The following is a 16,343-nucleotide window of genomic DNA, read 5'->3' as shown; positions in this document are numbered from 1 at the left end:
GATGCACCTGATACCCGTCGGGGGTCGACCCAAACCCCCAGGTCGTGAATTTTTCACAGAACCCTCTTGTATTTTGCGCCGAGACGGACCTACCGTGACGGACATGGCACGAACGCCGTTGTCGATGACGCCCACCGGTTGGTTCCAGGTCGCGTGGTCGGCGGAGATACCCGTCGGCGCCGTCCACACGATGAAGTACTTCGGACGAGAGATGGTCGCGTGGCGGTCCCGATCGGGCCGCGTCTCGGTCTTCGACGCCTATTGCGAGCACCTCGGCGCCCATCTCGGCCACGGCGGCCACGTCGAGGGCGAGAACCTCGTGTGCCCCTTCCACGGGTGGGAGTGGAACGCAGAGGGGCGCAACGTGCGCATCCCGTACGAGAAGCACCCCAATCGCGGCCGGCGCATCCGCAGCTACCCGGTGATCGAGCGCAACGAGGCGGTGTGGATCTGGCACGACGTCGAGGGACGCCCACCCCACTTCGACGTCCCCGACATCTTCGCGGACTTCGGCGACGACGCGACCGCCGACGACTACTACCCGCCGGTCCCGGCCGCGACCCTGTACCGACCGGGGCTCGAGATCCATCCGCAGTACATCATGGAGAACGGCGTGGACTTCGCCCATTTCAAGTTCGTCCACAAGACCCCGTTCATGCCGGAGTTCACTCGCCACGACTTCTCCGGACCGGTGTCCCACGTCGACTTCACGATCGCCTTCGAGGAGGGCGCGACACTCGAAACCGCCTCCAGCGGAGTCGAATCCATCAACGCCGGCCTGGGGTGCTCGGTCACCAAGAGCTGGGGGATGGTCGACAACCGCACCATGCCCGCGGTCACCCCGGTCGACGACCACACCTCCGACGTCCGCTTCACGGTGTGGATCGGCCGCAAGCCCGGCGAGGAGACCGGCGAGATCACCGAGTACGGAAAGACCATGGCGGACTTCGTGATCGAGCAGTTCGCCGCCGACATCGAGATCTGGGCGCACCAGCGTTACTCCGACCCGCCGGCGTTGTCGCGCAAGGAGTACGCCGGGTTCACCGCCCTGCGCGAGTGGGCCCGCCAGTTCTACCCCGACGGCGGGGCCGCCGCCGACGACTACATCCGCATCCACAGGTCCGAACTCGAGGAACTCCGCCGCGCGGCGTCGCGAGACGGGTCGCCGACCGCAGCACGCTCCTGACGTCCACCTCCCGAAAGGAACCACGATGACCACACCCGAGAAGATCCGGGTGTTCCAGGTGGCCACCGGCAACCTCGGCACCGAGATGATCGGCCGCATCCGCAATCACCCCGACCTCGAACTGGTGGGGCTGCACTGCTATTCGCCCGACAAGATCGGCCGCGACGCCGGCGAGATCGTCGGCATCGGCCCGATCGGGGTGACGGCCACCGGCACCGTCGGGGAGATCATCGCCGCCGAACCGGACGTGCTGACCTTCCACGGGGTCTTTCCCGACGAGGATCTCTACGTCCGGGTGCTCGAGGCCGGGATCGACATCGTCACGACGGCGGACTGGATCACCGGCTTCCACCGCGACAAGAACCATCCGCACCCGTCCGGGCGCAAGGTGAGCGAGCTGATCGCGGAAGCGTGCGAGAAGGGCGGCGCGACGTTCTACGGCACGGGCATGAATCCCGGCCTCGCGCAGATCCTCGGCATCGTGCACACCGCCGACGTCGCCGAGATCGAGAACGTGACCGTCACCGAGTCGGTCGACGTGTCCTGCCACCACTCGGTCGACACCTGGAAGGCGGTCGGTTACGGCCTGCCCGTCGACGACCCGTCCATCCCCGACTCGCTCTACAAGTTCACCGCGGTGTTCGCCGACTCGGTGTACCTCATGGCCGATGCCTTCGACCTCGAGCTCGACGAGGTGGCGTTCTCCTACGAATTGGGCGCCTGCACAAAGGATGTCGATCTCGGTTGGTACCAGCTCCCGGAGGGCTCCCTCGGCGGCAGCTACATCAGATACCAGGGCATGGTGGACGGGGTGGCCCGCGTCGAGACGCATCTCGAGTGGCAGATGACCCCGCACACCGATCCGTCGTGGAACATCCAGGGCTGCTACATCACCCAGGTGACCGGCGACCCGAACATCTACTCCAAGCACATGATCTTCCCGCGCAAGGGATTCGATCTGTCCAACCCCGAGAACTTCGCGTCGATCGGCATGACCGTCACCGGCCTGCCCGCGCTGAACTCCATTCGGTCGGTGGTCGCGGCTCCCCCGGGGGTCATCACCAGTGCCGACCTCCCGCTGCGGAGTTTCGCGGGACGTTTCAAGCTGTAGGACCTGCTCGTCGGGGCCGAGATCTCGTCAGGCCCCGAGATCTCGTCAGGCCCCGAGGTCGATGCTCACCCCGGTGAGCTCCTCGGCGACGTCCCACAGCCTGTCGGCGACGACCATGTCCTTCGCCTTCGGCGACGGCTCCACCAGCACCGGCGGGCCGGCGAGCCCCAGGCTGCCGACCGGTCCGTAGTACTGTCCGCCGGCCGCCTTGGGGTCGGTCGCCGCACGCAAGACGGGCAGCGCCCCCTCGGGCGGATCCATGATGAACCGGTCGGTCAGCCAGCGCAGCGACGGTGCGTGGTAGGCCCACTGCAGGAACTTGTTCTGCTCGCGCATCACGCCCGTGCGCGTGCCGCCGGGATGGGCGGCGAGCGAGATCGCCTTCTCCCCAGCAGCTTTCATCCGACGGTCGAGTTCGAAGGCGAACACCATCTGCGCGAGCTTGGCCCGCGAGTACGCACCGGCGGTGCTGAACGTCCGGTCCATCCGGATATCGGAGAAGTCGATGGTGCCCGCACGGTGGGCGTGGCTGCCGACCGTGACGATCCGCGCGGCGTCGGCGGCCAGGAGCCGGTCCATGAGCAGCCCGGTGAGCGCGAAATGGCCGAGGAAGTTGGTGCCGAAGTCCATCTCGAAACCGTCCGACGTCAGGTCGCGTCGGGCGCACATCACACCGGCGTTGTTGACGAGCATGTCGATGCGCGGGAAGCGCCGGTTGAGCTCGGCGGCCGCGGCCCGCACGGAGTCGAGGCTGGCGAGATCGAGGTCGATGACCTCCACCTCGGCGCCCGGAACCTCGGCGACGATGTCATCGCGCGCGGCCGCCGAGGTCTCGGGATTTCGGCACGCCAGGACGACGGTGGCCCCGAGCGTGGCCAGGCCGCGGGCGGTCTCCTTGCCGATCCCCGCATTGGCCCCGGTGACCACGGCGGTCCGGGAGGTCTGCGGAGGTGCGTCGGCCAGCGTCCAACCCGTCTTCACACGTTCCCCCTCTGAGATCCCGACGTCGTCGCAGATGTCGTTCGTATCACACCTCATGTGACACAACCGGCCGGGGTGTCACATGAAACGCACCGACCCGGAGTGGACCGGTCGGGCCCCTCAGACCGTCACGGGCGACGGCGCGGCAGTGAACTCGCCGGCCGGCGAGAACCGGGCGAGGACCTGATCGAACGGCTCTCCGGCCACGGCGGTGATGAAGTTCTCGACATCCTCACGGGTCCGCAGACCGAGGAGCGGGTTCGGGTCGGACAGCAGGCCGAGCAGTGCCTGCGCGACATCCGGATTGACGGCGGCAGCCGGAAACGACAGCTCCAGGTGGGTCGCGAAGTCGGGATCGCCGAGGAACAGGCGGGTGACCTCGGTGGCGGCGTGACCGCGGCGCTCCCAGTGCTTCTCGAACTCCTCCGCCAGCCACTCGGCGGTGAACTCGCCCGAGTGCCCGCGAGCGGCCTTGACGAGCTCGGCGACCTGGATGAGCGCGTTCTGGGCGCCCTGGCCGGCGACCGGGTCGAACGAGATCGCGGTGTCGCCGATCGCGGCGACCGGGTGGCCGCTCTTCGTGGTGGCGACCGCCTTGCGCACCGTCGGGGTGACCGCGCCCTTGAGCCACGACACCGGGTCGGACTCGATGACCTCGAGCCGATCGATGACCGGAGCGTCCTCGGGGAAGAAGTCGTGGAAGATCCCGGCGATGGTCCGGCGTGCGCCCACCGCGTCGTGGACGTCGTCGATGCGCGGCGCCCAGGCGCCGGACGGCTTGGCGAACACGATGAACGACCAGGTGGGGCCCTCGTCCTTGTGCAGGAACGGGCCGAAGAACAGCTCGCCGTTCTCGCTGTCGAGGTTGTACAGCGAGTGCCCGGCCCCCGCGGACGACCGGTAGGAGAACACGTCCGCCCCGTGGTCCACGCCCTTCAGGGTGACCTGCAGCAGGCGACGCTGCGGCTCACGGTACTTCGTGCGCGACTCGTCGACCGGGAACAGCGTCGACAGTCCGCCCTTGCCGGTGGCGACGAGCGTCAGGTCGGCCTCGCCGGCGATCTGGTCGAGGCGGTCGAGGTCGACATTGGTGACCTCGAACCGGCCGCCGCGATCCAGGAAGCGACCCAGCCGGTCGTCGGCGCGCAGGCGCAGGTCGACGGCCGCGGCGACGTAGCCGTAGTCGGGGTCGTACTCGAGCACGGGGGCACGGTCCTCGCCGGCGCCGCCGTACAGTCGGACGCTCATGCCGGTGGTCTTGCCGACCTCGTAGAGGTCCTCGATGATCTCGGCGTCCCAGTCCTGGGACTTGCCGAACAGCACGCCGACGCCCGTCGGCGGCACCTTGTCGCGCAGCGACTCGCGGTCGCGGTCGCTGTAGATGGTGACGTCGAAACCGGCGTCGACGAGGCCGAGACCGGCGGTGGTCCCGGCGAGGCCGGCTCCGATGATCGCGACGGAACGTCGTGTGGTCATGAGTGTCTCCCCTGGTGGTCGTGGGCGTGCGATGCCCTGATCGGTCACCGGCATCGGTGATGCCCTGATGGCTGGGAGACAGGGTGCCGGGGCGATCGGCCCCGCTGAAGGTTTAGACGCACCGCGAACGAATGGCTGGCCGACCGGGACAGATCCGGTGCCGGGGACCACACTCCGAGCGACCGCGTCGCGAGGCGGACGTTGCCCTGCACAGGTGTCGAGGGTGCGGCGCACGCCCATCGACCAGATCACCCACGATGCATCTCCTCACACCCGGATTCGACGGTCGTTCTCCGAGAGTACGACCGTCGTCCGAGGTGGGAGCGGCTTCCGGCGATCCACCTGACCTCCTGCGGGTCCCCCGACACCCCCTGTGGGGACGGCATCGGGCGTCCGGGGACAAGTACCATCGCCGACTGTGCGTGCGACCTCTCCCGAAGTGGCCCCGGTCGTCGCGACGCCCGACGAGGACGCCGCGACCGGCAACACCTCGGGCTACCGGCTCGACCTCGACGGTCTGCGCGGCGTCGCGATCGCGCTGGTCGCGATCTTCCACGTCTGGTTCGGCCGGGTGTCCGGCGGCGTCGACGTCTTCCTGACCCTCTCGGGCTACTTCTTCGTCGCATCCCTGCTCAAGCACGTGCTCGCCACCCAGCCCGCATCGGTGTCGTGGGGCCGGGCGATCAACCCGTGGCCCCGCTTCTGGCGGCTGGTCCGACGCCTGCTGCCGGCGCTGCTGCTCGTCCTCGCGTTCATCGCGCTGATGGTCGCGCTCGTCATGCCGACCACGCGCTGGGGTCCGCTCGGCGCCGAGCTGCAGGCCAGCGCGCTGTACTACCAGAACTGGTATCTCGCCTTCGAATCGCAGGACTACGCGGCCGCCGACTCGGCGAACAGCCCGATGCAGCACCTGTGGTCGATGTCGATGCAGGGCCAGTTCTTCCTGCTCACGCTGCTGTGCGCGCTGGCGCTCGGCGGCCTGCTGCGCGCGCTGTCGCGGGTGTTCGCCGTCCTCGCCCGGCCGAGTGTGGTGCGCGGCATCGTCGGGTTCTCACTGCTGGCCGTGGCAGTCGTCTCGTTCGCGTGGGCCAACTACCGCCACGGCATCAACCAGCCCTTCACCTACTACGACACCGTCGCGCGCCTGTGGGAGCCGCTGGCCGGCGGCCTGCTGGCCGTGTGGCTGCCCCGGGTCCCGATGCAGGCGTGGCTGCGCAACCTGATGGGCCTGGTGGCCCTCGGCCTGATCGTGACCTGCGGCTGGTGGATCGCCGGCGTGCAGGAGTACCCCGCCGCGTGGGCGCTCGTGCCGGTCGGCGCCACGCTGTTGCTGATCTGGTCGGGCGCGCCGGCCACCGCGCCCGCCGCGACGGGACCGGCCGCGGTCTCCCGCGGGCTGGCGCTGCCGCAGCTGGTGTGGCTGGGTTCCATCGCGTACGCGCTCTACCTCTGGCACTGGCCCCTGCTGATCTTCTACATGGCGTGGCGCTACCAGGACGACGTGTCGTGGCTCGAGGGCACCGGCATCCTCGCCGTGTCCGTGCTGATCGCCTGGCTGACCACCAAGTACGTCGAGGCGCCGCTGCGCGCCGGCTCGGCGCGCCGTAAGCCCGGTTTCCAGAACTCGCGCGCCTGGCGGCTCTCCCTCGTCGCGGTGCTGCTGGTCACCACGGTCACCGCGGGCGCCGCCGCGGTGACCTGGCAGCGCGACGCCGCCAACGCGACCCTCGACACCGCGCACCTCGACCCCCGCCTCTACCCCGGCGCACGCGCCTTCCTCGACGGCGCGCCGGTCCCGAAGGTGACCCCGCAGCCCAGCCCCGACGTCGTCGACCAGGACTGGCCCATCACGTCCTACGACTCGATCATCAGCGGCTGGAAGGACCCGTCGATCAAGGTCGGGGTCTACGGCGACCCGAACGCGACCCGCACCATCGCGCTCGTCGGCGGGTCGCACGCCGAGCAGTGGATCACCGCGCTCGACGACATCGGCAAGCGCAACAACTTCCGCGTGACGACCTACCTGAAGGTGGGGTGCGCGCTCACCACCGAGCACGTCTTCACCTGGTTCGGCCAGAAGTACTACCAGTGCAACGACTGGTCGCGCCGGGTGATGGAACGCCTCGCCGAGGACAACCCGGACTACGTGTTCACCACGTCCACCCGCCCGCCGGAGGGCGGCCAGAAGGGCGACCGCGTGCCGAAGGACTACCGCGAGATCTTCGCGCAGTTCCGCGACCGCGACCAGAAGGTCATCGCCATCCGCGACAACCCGTGGTCGACGGGCAAGCTGAAGCCGCCGGAGTGCCTGGCCAGCGGCCGCAAGCCGGAGGTGTGTGGCGTCTCGCGCGAGCAGGCCCTCGCGCCGACCGATCCGGCGCAGGAGATCGCCGGCGAGTTCCCGAACATGTCGTTCCTCGACTACAGCGACGCCTTCTGCGACGACGAGTACTGCCCCGCGGTGGTCGGCAACGTCCTCGTGTGGCACGACTACCACCACCTGTCGGCGACCTTCGTGCGGAGCCTGATCCCTGCGATGGAGGCGGACCTCAAGGAAATCACCGGCTGGTGGTGACGCCCGTACCCGGTGCGCGGGTTCAGGAGGCCGGGCAGAAGTGCGCCGGACGGCGCTGCCGGAACGCGATCTGATCACCCGGCGAACCCGCCCACTCGGGTTCCGCGCGCACCAACAGTTCGACCTCGGCGTCGCGTCGGGCCTGATCGGCGGCGAACAGCGACACCCGGACCTCGATGTGCTCCCCGCACGGCCTGACCGTGAGCACCCTCGCTCGACCGAGTTCCGACCCGTCCGGGGAGGTCACGACGTCGAGATCACCGGGACGGAGCAAGACCGTCCCCGAACCACGGGCGGGCCTCCGCAATCGCAGCGATCCGGCCGGACAACGCACGACATCCCCATCCGCGTCGCCGGGCAGTTCCGAGACCTCGCCGAACATCCGCGCGACCTCGACGTCCACCGGCTCGAGATAGATCTCCTCCGGTGATCCCACCTGGCGCACCCGTCCGGCCATCAGCACCACGATCTCGTCGGCCATCGCCATGGCCTCCCCGCGGTCGTGGGTGACAAGCAGTCCGCTCGCGCCCTCGGCCAGGATCGTGTCGCGAACATGGTCGCGGAGTCGAGTGCGCAACTGGGCGTCGAGTGCGGAGAACGGCTCGTCGAGACCGATCACGGCGGGCCGTGGGGCCAACGCCCTGGCCAGTGCCACTCGCTGCCGCTGCCCGCCGGACAACGCGCCCGGGTGACGGCCGCGGAACTCGCTCAGCCCGACGACCTCGAGCAGCTCCGAGACGCGGGCCGCCCGGCCCGGTGTCCGACGCCACCACGGGCCGAGGCCGAACCCGACGTTCCCGGCGACGCTCATGTTGCCGAACAGCGCGCCCTCCTGTGGGACCAGACCGAAACTGCGGCGCTCGGTCGGGACGTCGACCCTGCGCTCGCGATCAGCCCCAACCGAGGCGACCTCGACGCCGCCGATCTCGATACGCCCCGATCGGATCTGTTCCAGGCCCGCGATCGTCCGCAGCAGGGTTGTCTTGCCGCATCCGGACGGGCCGATGACCGCGGTGATCGAGCCGGACGGCACCCGCAGGGAGACCCCGTCGAGCACGGTCGAATCACCGAACGAGACCGAGATGTCCTCGACCCGCACCGCGTCGTTCATCGGCTCACGCCCCTTCCGAACAGGGTGGACAGTGCCGCGGTCGGTACCGACGCGACGATGATCAGAACCAGGCCGAGGACTGCGGCCCGCCCATAGTTCAGATCATTGTTGAGACTCCACATGTCGGTGGCGAGCGTCCGCGTACCGATCGGGGCAAGCATCAGGGTGGCGGGAAGCTCCTTGGCCACCGACAGAAACGCCAGTGCGGCACCGGCCAGCACGGAAGGCATCACCAGCGGCAACCGCACGCGGACGGCGGTGGCCAGCGGACCCGCGCCCAGGGTGCGCGACACATCGGCCACCTGCGGCGGGATCGCGTCGACCCCGGATCGAACCGGTCCGAGACACACGGGCAGGAACAGCACCGCGTAGGTCGCGATGAGCATCGTCGCGGAGAGGTAGTAGTCGGGAAAGACCCGGGTCCCCAGGAACACCATCGACAACGCGACCGTCACGCCGGGCAATGTGTAGCCGAGGTAGGACACCACCTCGACGGTGTCACCGGTCCTCGTCCGAGGCCGAGATACGAAGAACGCCAGGGGGAGTGCCAGAACCGCGATGACGATCGCCGCCTGCACCGACAGGATCATCGTCGTTTTCGTGAACGGGCCGACCCAGGCCAGCAACTCACCGACGCCGTCGAACCCGAGCCGACGCGACTCGCGGATCTCGGTCACGAGGCCGGCGACCGGGACCACGACGCCGACGCCGACGGTCACGATCACGAAGGCCCAGGCCGGCAGTCGGTCGTGGGCCGTCCGGGCCCGCCGAGGGGTGACGCCGGAGTCGACGTCGCGCCGCACGTGCCGTTCGGCGAGGGCGAGCACCACTGCTATCAGCGCGAGCACCAGCCCGTACAGGGCGGCGACGGAGCGATCCAGGGTTCCGTTGTAGGCGTTGTAGATTCCGACCGTGAAGGGCTCGAACCGGACGATGGCAGGCCCACCGAAGTCGCTGATCGCGTACAACGCGACCAGCAGTCCGCCGGCGACGATCACGGTTCGGATTCGCGGCAGGGTCACCCGCAGGAACGCCGTCACGGGACCACACCCGAGGGTTCGCGCGGCGTCTTCGTCGGTGCGCCCGGTCCCGCTGAGCACCGCCAGGGTGGGGAGCATGACAAGGGGATAACAGGCCAGCGTCAGTACGAGCGCCGCAGCCCAGAGACCCTCGAAGCCCGGGACCAGGCGCGTCCACACGAATCCGGACACATACGACGGGATGGCAAGGGGCGCAGCGAGCAAGGCGATGACGACGGGGCGCCCGCGGCGGATCCCACGGGTCACGCACCACGCCGATCCGACGCCCAGCAGGATCGAGGCAACGGTCACGATGACCGCGAGTTGCGTCGTCCGCCAGAGGAGTTGCCCCGTTCGCGGCCGGAACAGGTACGCCAGGGCCTCATCGCCCCCGATTCCCGCCACCCGGACGACCAGGTAGATCGCGGGGGTGACGAGGAACAGGGCGATGATGACGCTGACGAACCCCAGCAGCGCTCGTCCCGACCGGAGGGTCCGGCCGGGACGAGACGACACGCGGGTCAGACCGTCAGACAGCGCCGACCTCGTTGAGCAGCTTGTCGGTGCCGGACACGTCGGCGAGCTCGTCGAGCGTGATCTTCGGCGGCGACAGCTGACTCAGCGTCGGAAGTCCTTCGACCGGCAGCGGTTCGTCGCCGATCACCGGGTACTCCCCGACCTCGGTCGCGAAATAGGTCTGGGTTTCGGGTGTGTGGAGTTGCCGGATGAAATCGAACGCCGCCTCTTTGTCACCCGCGGTCTTCAGCACACCGATCGCACCCACGTTCACCAGGGCACCCGGGTCCTGGTCGGAGAAGAAGTGCAGTCGCCCCGGTACGTTCTCGAGGCCCTTCTCCTGGACTTCCTGGACCCAGTAGTAATGGTTGGTCAGACCTGCGGCGAGCTGCCCGTTGTTGACCGCCTCGACGATCGGACCGTTCCCTTCGAAGGACTTGGGGTCGTTCGCGAGAAATGCGGTGAGCCATTCTCGGGCCCCGTCCTCACCGCGGGTCAACCTGAGTGCGGTGACGAAGGACTTGAACGACGCGTTCGTCGGCGCGTATCCGACCTTGCCGCGCATCTCCGGGGTGAGCAGACCGTCGATCCCGGCGGGCAGGTCATCGGAGGACAGCTGCCGCGGATCGTAGATCAGGACCCGCGAGCGAGCCGAGGTGGAGGTCCAGGAGCCGGTCCCGGAGCGGTAGGCATCGGGGACGGCCTCGACGATGTCCGCGGGTAGCGGTTCGAGCAAGCCGGCATCGGCCAGTGCGCCCAGCTCACCCGCGTCCTGGGCGAAGAAGAGGTCCGCGGGCGAGCGATCACCCTCCTCGAGGATCTGCGCGGCCTTCTTGTCGTAGGCGGCGGTCACCGGGATGGTTCCGCCGATGCGCTCGACGAGCGGCCCCACCAGGGATTCCGAGCGGCCTGAATACAGGATGAGGGTCTCGTCGTCTCCCGACGAGTCACTCCCGGTGCAGGCGGCGAGGACGCTCGTGGCGATCAGCGCGGCCCCGGCCGTCGCGATCGCTCGTCGGATCAGGCTGGTGGTCTGCATGCGTTCCCTTCCTCCCGGCCATTCCTGTCGCGGTGGCCGTCAATCGAACCTGGTTAGCCTAACCGAAGCCATAACCCAGATCCACAGGACTCGAGTTTCGGGCGGCGCAGCGCACGCGCGGGTCTCAGCCGACACGACTCAGCACCGCCTTCGGTCCCGCGAACACCGTCTCGCGGATGTGGTTGCGGGTCAATGTCCATGCCGGGCAATCACATTCGGCGACGACGCCGCGCGCATCGACCCCGGCGTCGCGGCACAGCGCGATGGCCCGCGGCAGATGGAAGTCCTGCGTCACGATGATCAGCGAACCCACACCGAACACCTCCCGCGCACGACGACAACTCGCCGCGGTGTCGAGACCCAAGGGGTCGTCGACGATCACCCGCGCCGGCACACCCTCGGCCTCGAGATAACTCCGCATCACCGCCGGCTCATCACCGGCGTCGAGAGAACCGTTGCCGGAATTGATGATTCGGTCGACACGCCCGTCGCCATACAACGCCGACGCCGTGTCCAGTCGCCCGCGCACATAGTCGCCGGGAGTCCCGTCCTCCACCAGCGAACCGAGCACCAGCAACGTCGACCGCGACGGCACCTGATCCCTGTCGAGGACCCGGCCTGCCGACACGGCGTACATCCACGTGGCCGCGACGGTGATCCACAGTTCGACGACCACCAACAGCACCGGAACGACGAGACGAGCTGCTGACCTCACGTGTACAACCTAGGTGTACGAACGCATCTCACCCAAGATGCCCATTCGATGCCGCCGGCGATGACACCGGGCCGATACTTGGGTGACCTGCTGCGCTCAGCCCCGACGCGTACCCGGACCACCGTGGAAAAGAGTATGAATGCAGTACATGCCGGTGACCTCGTCGATATTCCTGCTGGCCGAGACGCGGGAGCAGCCCATGCACGTCGGCGGGCTGCAACTGTTCGTCCCGCGTGAGGGGCAGACGTCGGCGGATCTCGCCGAGGAGATGATCGCGGCGTTCACCTCGTGCACCGAGGTCCATCCCCTGTTCCGCAAGCGTCCCGCCCCGCCGGTGACCATGCTGGGCAACTTCGCGTGGACCTACGACGACGAGATCGACTTCGACTACCACGTCCGCCGCACCGTGTTGCCCCGGCCGGGTCGCGTCCGCGAGCTCCTGCGCTACGTGTCGCTCAACCACGGCACCCTGCTCGACCGGTTCCGGCCCATGTGGGAGCTCCACGTGATCGAGGGCCTCGAGGACGGCCGGGTCGCCCTGTACAGCAAGATCCACCACTCCATCGTCGACGGCGTCTCGGCCCTGCGACTCCTGCAGCGGATGTTGTCGGCAGATCCCGACGACCGGTCCGGCACCGCGCCGTGGGACCCCGCCCTCGTCCGCAAGCGGGCCCCGAAACCGGCTCCGTCACTGAAGTCGCGGGTGTCCGGCCTGGTGGATGCCGGCCTCCAGGCCGCCGGTCTGGGACCCGCGGCCGCGAAGGTCGCCCTCGCCGCCGTGCGCAAGCCCGACTTCGTGCCGCCGGTCCCGCGCGCCCCGCGCACCATTCTCGACGTCGCGATCGGCAGCGCACGGCGCTTCGCCGCCCAGCAATGGGAGATCGAGCGGCTCCGGGCCGTGGGCGCGGCGATGGACATCACCCTCAACGACGTCGTCGTCGCCATGTGCGCGGGCGCACTCCGGTCCTACCTGATCGACCAGGACGCGCTGCCCGAGTCCCCGCTGATCGCCGCGGTGCCGGTGTCGATGCACACCGAGGACGACGCCGAGGGCAATGCGATCACCGCCATCCTCGTCAACCTCGCCACCGACCAGCCCGACCCGGAGCGGCGCCTGATGACGATCGTCGAGTCCGCACGGAGCTCGAAGAACGTCGTGCGCGGCCTGCGGCCGATCCAGGCGATCGCGCTGGGGGCCGCCAACTTCGCCCCGCTCGCCTTCGCGACCGTCCCGGGCGTCGTCCAGTACGTGCCGCCCCAGTTCAACATCATCATCAGCAACGTTCCCGGGCCCACCGAGCAGCTCTACTGGAACGGCGCCCGGCTCGACGGCGTCTACCCGGTCTCGATCGCGATGGAGGGACTGGCGCTGAACATCACGGTCACCAGCAACGCCGGCAACATCGACTTCGGCCTGATCGGCGCGCGCGCCCAGCTCCCGAGCCTGCAGCGACTGCTCACCCACCTCGACACCGCGCTCGAGGAGCTCGAGAAGGTCGCCCACACACGGTGAGTCGGGCCGTCGGGGCATGCTCGGCGGGATCCCCACCCACCGTGACTCGACAGTAAGTTACTGGTGAGTATCATCCCTGAGAGACAGACCAGCAGGTATTAGGTCAACCTTGTGAGCGCTGCATAGGCGCAAGGATTTACGGTTACCTGTAGTACACCGCCCTGTGGGACAGCCCTGCGCACTCTGTGCGCTCCCTCCGGGCGGACGACCTAGACGAAAGGCCGGTACGCGCCCGTGACAGCCACGACGATTGCCATCGGCACCACAGCAGCGGTGATCAGCCTCTTCTGTTGGTACCTCTTCCTCCGCGGTGTGGTGACGATGTTCCGCACCATCCGCCTGGGCCAGAAGGTTCCCAGCACCAGATTCTGGCCGTTCTTCCCGCGTCTGTGGACGATGATCAAGGAGTTCATCGCCCACACGCGCATGGTCAAGTTCCGCTCCGTCGGCTGGGCGCACTGGCTGGTCATGATCGGCTTCCTGGGCGGCGCCCTGCTGTGGTTCGAGGCCTACGGGCAGTCGATCGACCCGAAGTTCCACTGGCCGTTCTTCGGTGACACGTTCGCGTGGCACCTGTGGGATGAGCTGCTGGGCATCGGCACCGTGGTCGGCATCCTGGTGCTGATCGCCATCCGCCAGCTGAACCACCCGCGCGTCCCCGAGCGCCTGTCGCGCTTCTCGGGTTCGCGCTTCGGCGCGGCCTACTTCGTCGAGGCCGTCGTCCTCCTCGAGGGCCTGGGCATGATCCTCGTGAAGTCGTCGAAGATCGCGACCTACGGGCACTCCAACACCGCATCGGACTTCTTCACCGAGCAGGTCGCCAAGATCCTTCCCGCGTCGCCGACCCTGGTGTCGATCTTCGCGGTGATCAAGCTGATGAGCGGCATGGTGTGGCTGGCCGTGGTCGGCCTCAACACCGACTGGGGTGTGGCATGGCACCGCTTCTCGGCGTTCTTCAACATCTACTTCAAGCGTGAGGCCGACGGCGGCGTCGCCCTCGGCGCGGCCAAGCCGATGATGTCCAACGGCAAGGTCCTCGACATGGAGACCGCCGATCCCGACGTCGACGCCTTCGGCGCCGGCAAGATCGAGGACTTCTCCTGGAAGGCCTGGCTGGACTTCACCACGTGCACCGAGTGCGGTCGCTGCCAGTCGCAGTGCCCGGCCTGGAACACCGGCAAGCCGCTGTCGCCGAAGCTGCTTATCATGTCGCTGCGCGACCACGGCAACGCCAAGGCCCCGTACCTGCTGGCCGGCGGCCGCAAGGACATGGGCGGCGACGAGGTCGGCCTGGTCGACGCCGACGGCAACGTCCTGGAAGACAAGCTGAACGCGATCCCCGAGGCCGCTCGTGCCGAGGCCGCACGCAAGCTCGTCGGCGAGTCCAAGGGCAAGATCGGCGGAGGCGCCGGCATCGAGGAGACCGACGGCGAATTCGATCCGGAGGAGCTCGGCGCGGTCATCGACACCGAGACCCTGTGGAGCTGCACCACCTGTGGTGCCTGCGTCGAGCAGTGCCCGGTCGACATCGAGCACGTCGACCACATCCTCGACATGCGCCGCTACCAGGTCCTCATCGAGTCGGACTTCCCGACCGAGCTGGCCGGCATGTTCAAGAACCTCGAGAACAAGGGCAACCCGTGGGGCCAGAACGCCTCCGCGCGCACCGCCTGGATCGACGAGATGGACATCGAGATCCCGGTGTTCGGCAAGGACGTCGAGTCGTTCGAGGGCTTCGAGTACCTGTTCTGGGTCGGCTGCGCCGGCGCCTACGAGGACCGCGCGAAGAAGACCACCAAGGCCGTCGCCGAGCTCCTCGACATGGCCGCGGTGAACTTCCTGGTCCTCGGCGAGGGCGAGACCTGTACCGGTGACTCCGCTCGCCGCGCGGGCAACGAGTTCCTGTTCCAGATGCTGGCGCAGCAGAACATCGAGATGCTCGGCGAGGTCTTCTCGACCGCGCCCGAGCAGCGCAAGAAGATCGTCGTCACCTGTGCGCACTGCTTCAACGCGCTGGGCAACGAGTACCCGCAGTTGGGTGCCAAGTACGAGGTCGTCCACCACACCCAGCTGCTGAACCGCCTCGTGCGCGAGAAGCGACTGGTGCCGGTGGCCCCGATCGGCGGCGAGAGCGTCACCTACCACGACCCGTGCTACCTGGGCCGGCACAACAAGGTCTACGACGCGCCGCGTGAGCTCATGGGCGCCTCGGGGGCGACCCTGACCGAGATGCCGCGTCACGGCGAACGGTCCATGTGCTGTGGTGCCGGTGGCGCCCGCATGTGGATGGAAGAGCAGATCGGCAAGCGCATCAACGTCGACCGCGTCGACGAGGCGCTCGACACCCTCGGGGATACGAGCGGCGAGCAGGTCAAGAAGGTCGCCACGGGCTGCCCGTTCTGCCGCGTGATGCTCACCGACGGCGTGACCGCCCGGACCAGCGGCACCGAGTCCGAGGGCAAGGTCGAGGTCGTCGACGTCGCGCAGATGCTGCTCGAGTCGGTCAAGCGCGGCGAGCCCGCCGAGGTCAAGCTGGGCGGCCGCTACCTCGGCCCGCGTCCGACCGCTCCGGAGCCCGAGCCGGAACCTGAGCCCGAGCCCGAGCCCGTCAAGGCGCCCGCCGCTGCTGCGGCCACGACGACCGAGGCGGCCCCGAAGCCGAAGGTCGGCCTGGGCATGAAGGGCGGCAAGAAGCCGGGTGCCGCGGCCAAGACCGCTGCGCCGGCCGCCGAGTCGGCCCCGGCCGAGACCGCCGAGAAGAAGCCCGCCGCCAAGGGCTTCGGCATGAAGGGCGGGATCAAGCGTCCTGGTGCGGCGAGCAAGCCGGCCGAGTCGGCCGCTCCCGCTTCCGCCGCGGCGGAGTCGTCGGCGGCGGTGAAGGCGGAGGCCACCACGGCCGAGGCGAAGCCGGCCGAGACGACAGCGGCCAAGCCGGCCAAGGCCAAGGGCTTCGGCATGGCCGCCGGCAAGAAGCGCCCGGGTGCGAAGTCTGCCCCGAACGCTGCCGCCGCCGACGCCGGGGTGACCGCACCGGCCGAGTCCAAGGTCGACGAGGCCGCCACGGCCCCGGAGGCCGCCCCGACCGCCGACACTGCCGGCTC

General features: G+C 68.7%; 11 protein-coding genes. 5 read left to right on the top strand and 6 right to left on the bottom strand.

All coding sequences use genetic code 11. The features are described from left to right. Positions 1 to 103: 103 nt before the first annotated feature. Both GP2_RS20100 and GP2_RS20095 read left to right on the top strand, forming a co-directional pair. Positions 104 to 1,186, top strand: coding sequence for a Rieske 2Fe-2S domain-containing protein (locus GP2_RS20100; RefSeq protein ID WP_040527578.1), 1,083 nt, complete (start codon positions 104 to 106; stop codon positions 1,184 to 1,186). A 25-nt stretch (positions 1,187 to 1,211) separates the two neighbouring features. Then, a complete protein-coding gene (locus GP2_RS20095; protein ID WP_006902469.1) occupies positions 1,212 to 2,297 on the top strand; it encodes an NAD(P)H-dependent amine dehydrogenase family protein in 1,086 nt (361 codons plus the stop codon). Positions 2,298 to 2,342: 45 nt separating this feature from the next. Here the strand turns inward: GP2_RS20095 and GP2_RS20090 are convergent, their stop codons facing one another. Then, positions 2,343 to 3,278 (bottom strand): oxidoreductase, encoded by a 936-nt coding sequence (locus GP2_RS20090; RefSeq protein ID WP_006902468.1) that lies wholly within the window; start codon positions 3,276 to 3,278, stop codon positions 2,343 to 2,345. A 120-nt stretch (positions 3,279 to 3,398) separates the two neighbouring features. Then, positions 3,399 to 4,754, bottom strand: coding sequence for a styrene monooxygenase/indole monooxygenase family protein (locus tag GP2_RS20085; RefSeq protein ID WP_006902467.1), 1,356 nt, complete (start codon positions 4,752 to 4,754; stop codon positions 3,399 to 3,401). Positions 4,755 to 5,172: 418 nt separating this feature from the next. Between GP2_RS20085 and GP2_RS20080 the strand changes: the two genes are divergently transcribed. Continuing rightward, positions 5,173 to 7,329 carry an acyltransferase family protein gene (locus GP2_RS20080; protein ID WP_006902466.1) on the top strand — a complete coding sequence of 719 codons (2,157 nt, stop codon included), beginning with the start codon at positions 5,173 to 5,175 and terminating at the stop codon, positions 7,327 to 7,329. Positions 7,330 to 7,351: 22 nt separating this feature from the next. Here GP2_RS20080 and GP2_RS20075 read toward each other — a convergent pair whose 3' ends face one another. The 4 genes from GP2_RS20075 to GP2_RS20060 form a co-directional block, all read right to left on the bottom strand. Next, a complete protein-coding gene (locus GP2_RS20075; protein ID WP_006902465.1) occupies positions 7,352 to 8,440 on the bottom strand; it encodes an ABC transporter ATP-binding protein in 1,089 nt (362 codons plus the stop codon). Next, entirely contained in the window at positions 8,437 to 9,975 is a 1,539-nt protein-coding gene (locus GP2_RS20070; protein ID WP_006902464.1) for an ABC transporter permease, read from the bottom strand. Before GP2_RS20070 ends, GP2_RS20075 begins: the two co-directional genes overlap by 4 nt. A gap of 13 nt (positions 9,976 to 9,988) precedes the next feature. Continuing rightward, complete coding sequence (locus tag GP2_RS20065) at positions 9,989 to 11,014, bottom strand: extracellular solute-binding protein (protein ID WP_006902463.1); 1,026 nt, start codon at positions 11,012 to 11,014, stop codon at positions 9,989 to 9,991. 124 nt (positions 11,015 to 11,138) lie between these two features. Then, positions 11,139 to 11,651, bottom strand: coding sequence for a SanA/YdcF family protein (locus tag GP2_RS20060; RefSeq protein ID WP_051997284.1), 513 nt, complete (start codon positions 11,649 to 11,651; stop codon positions 11,139 to 11,141). Between the two features lie 217 nt (positions 11,652 to 11,868). Between GP2_RS20060 and GP2_RS20055 the strand changes: the two genes are divergently transcribed. Continuing rightward, on the top strand, positions 11,869 to 13,242 hold the full coding sequence (locus GP2_RS20055; RefSeq protein WP_006902461.1) for a WS/DGAT/MGAT family O-acyltransferase: 1,374 nt from the start codon (positions 11,869 to 11,871) through the stop codon (positions 13,240 to 13,242). Between the two features lie 234 nt (positions 13,243 to 13,476). Continuing rightward, on the top strand, positions 13,477 to 16,343 hold a 2,867-nt coding region (locus tag GP2_RS20050; protein WP_006902460.1), incomplete at its 3' end, for a (Fe-S)-binding protein.

The sequence above is a fragment of the Gordonia paraffinivorans NBRC 108238 genome, assembly GCF_000344155.1.
In the GTDB taxonomy this organism is placed as follows: domain Bacteria; phylum Actinomycetota; class Actinomycetes; order Mycobacteriales; family Mycobacteriaceae; genus Gordonia; species Gordonia paraffinivorans.
This window is presented reverse-complemented; position numbering and strand designations above follow the sequence as displayed.

Excerpts from the sequence above, each read along its gene's own strand:
- GP2_RS20100 (WP_040527578.1), top strand. The coding sequence starts at position 104 with ATGGCACGAACGCCGTTGTCGATGACGCCCACCGGTTGGTTCCAGGTC.
- GP2_RS20095 (WP_006902469.1), top strand. The coding sequence starts at position 1,212 with ATGACCACACCCGAGAAGATCCGGGTGTTCCAGGTGGCCACCGGCAAC.
- GP2_RS20085 (WP_006902467.1), bottom strand. The coding sequence starts at position 4,754 with ATGACCACACGACGTTCCGTCGCGATCATCGGAGCCGGCCTCGCCGGG.
- GP2_RS20075 (WP_006902465.1), bottom strand. The coding sequence starts at position 8,440 with ATGAACGACGCGGTGCGGGTCGAGGACATCTCGGTCTCGTTCGGTGAT.
- GP2_RS20065 (WP_006902463.1), bottom strand. The coding sequence starts at position 11,014 with ATGCAGACCACCAGCCTGATCCGACGAGCGATCGCGACGGCCGGGGCC.
- GP2_RS20060 (WP_051997284.1), bottom strand. The coding sequence starts at position 11,651 with ATGTACGCCGTGTCGGCAGGCCGGGTCCTCGACAGGGATCAGGTGCCG.
- GP2_RS20055 (WP_006902461.1), top strand. The coding sequence starts at position 11,869 with ATGCAGTACATGCCGGTGACCTCGTCGATATTCCTGCTGGCCGAGACG.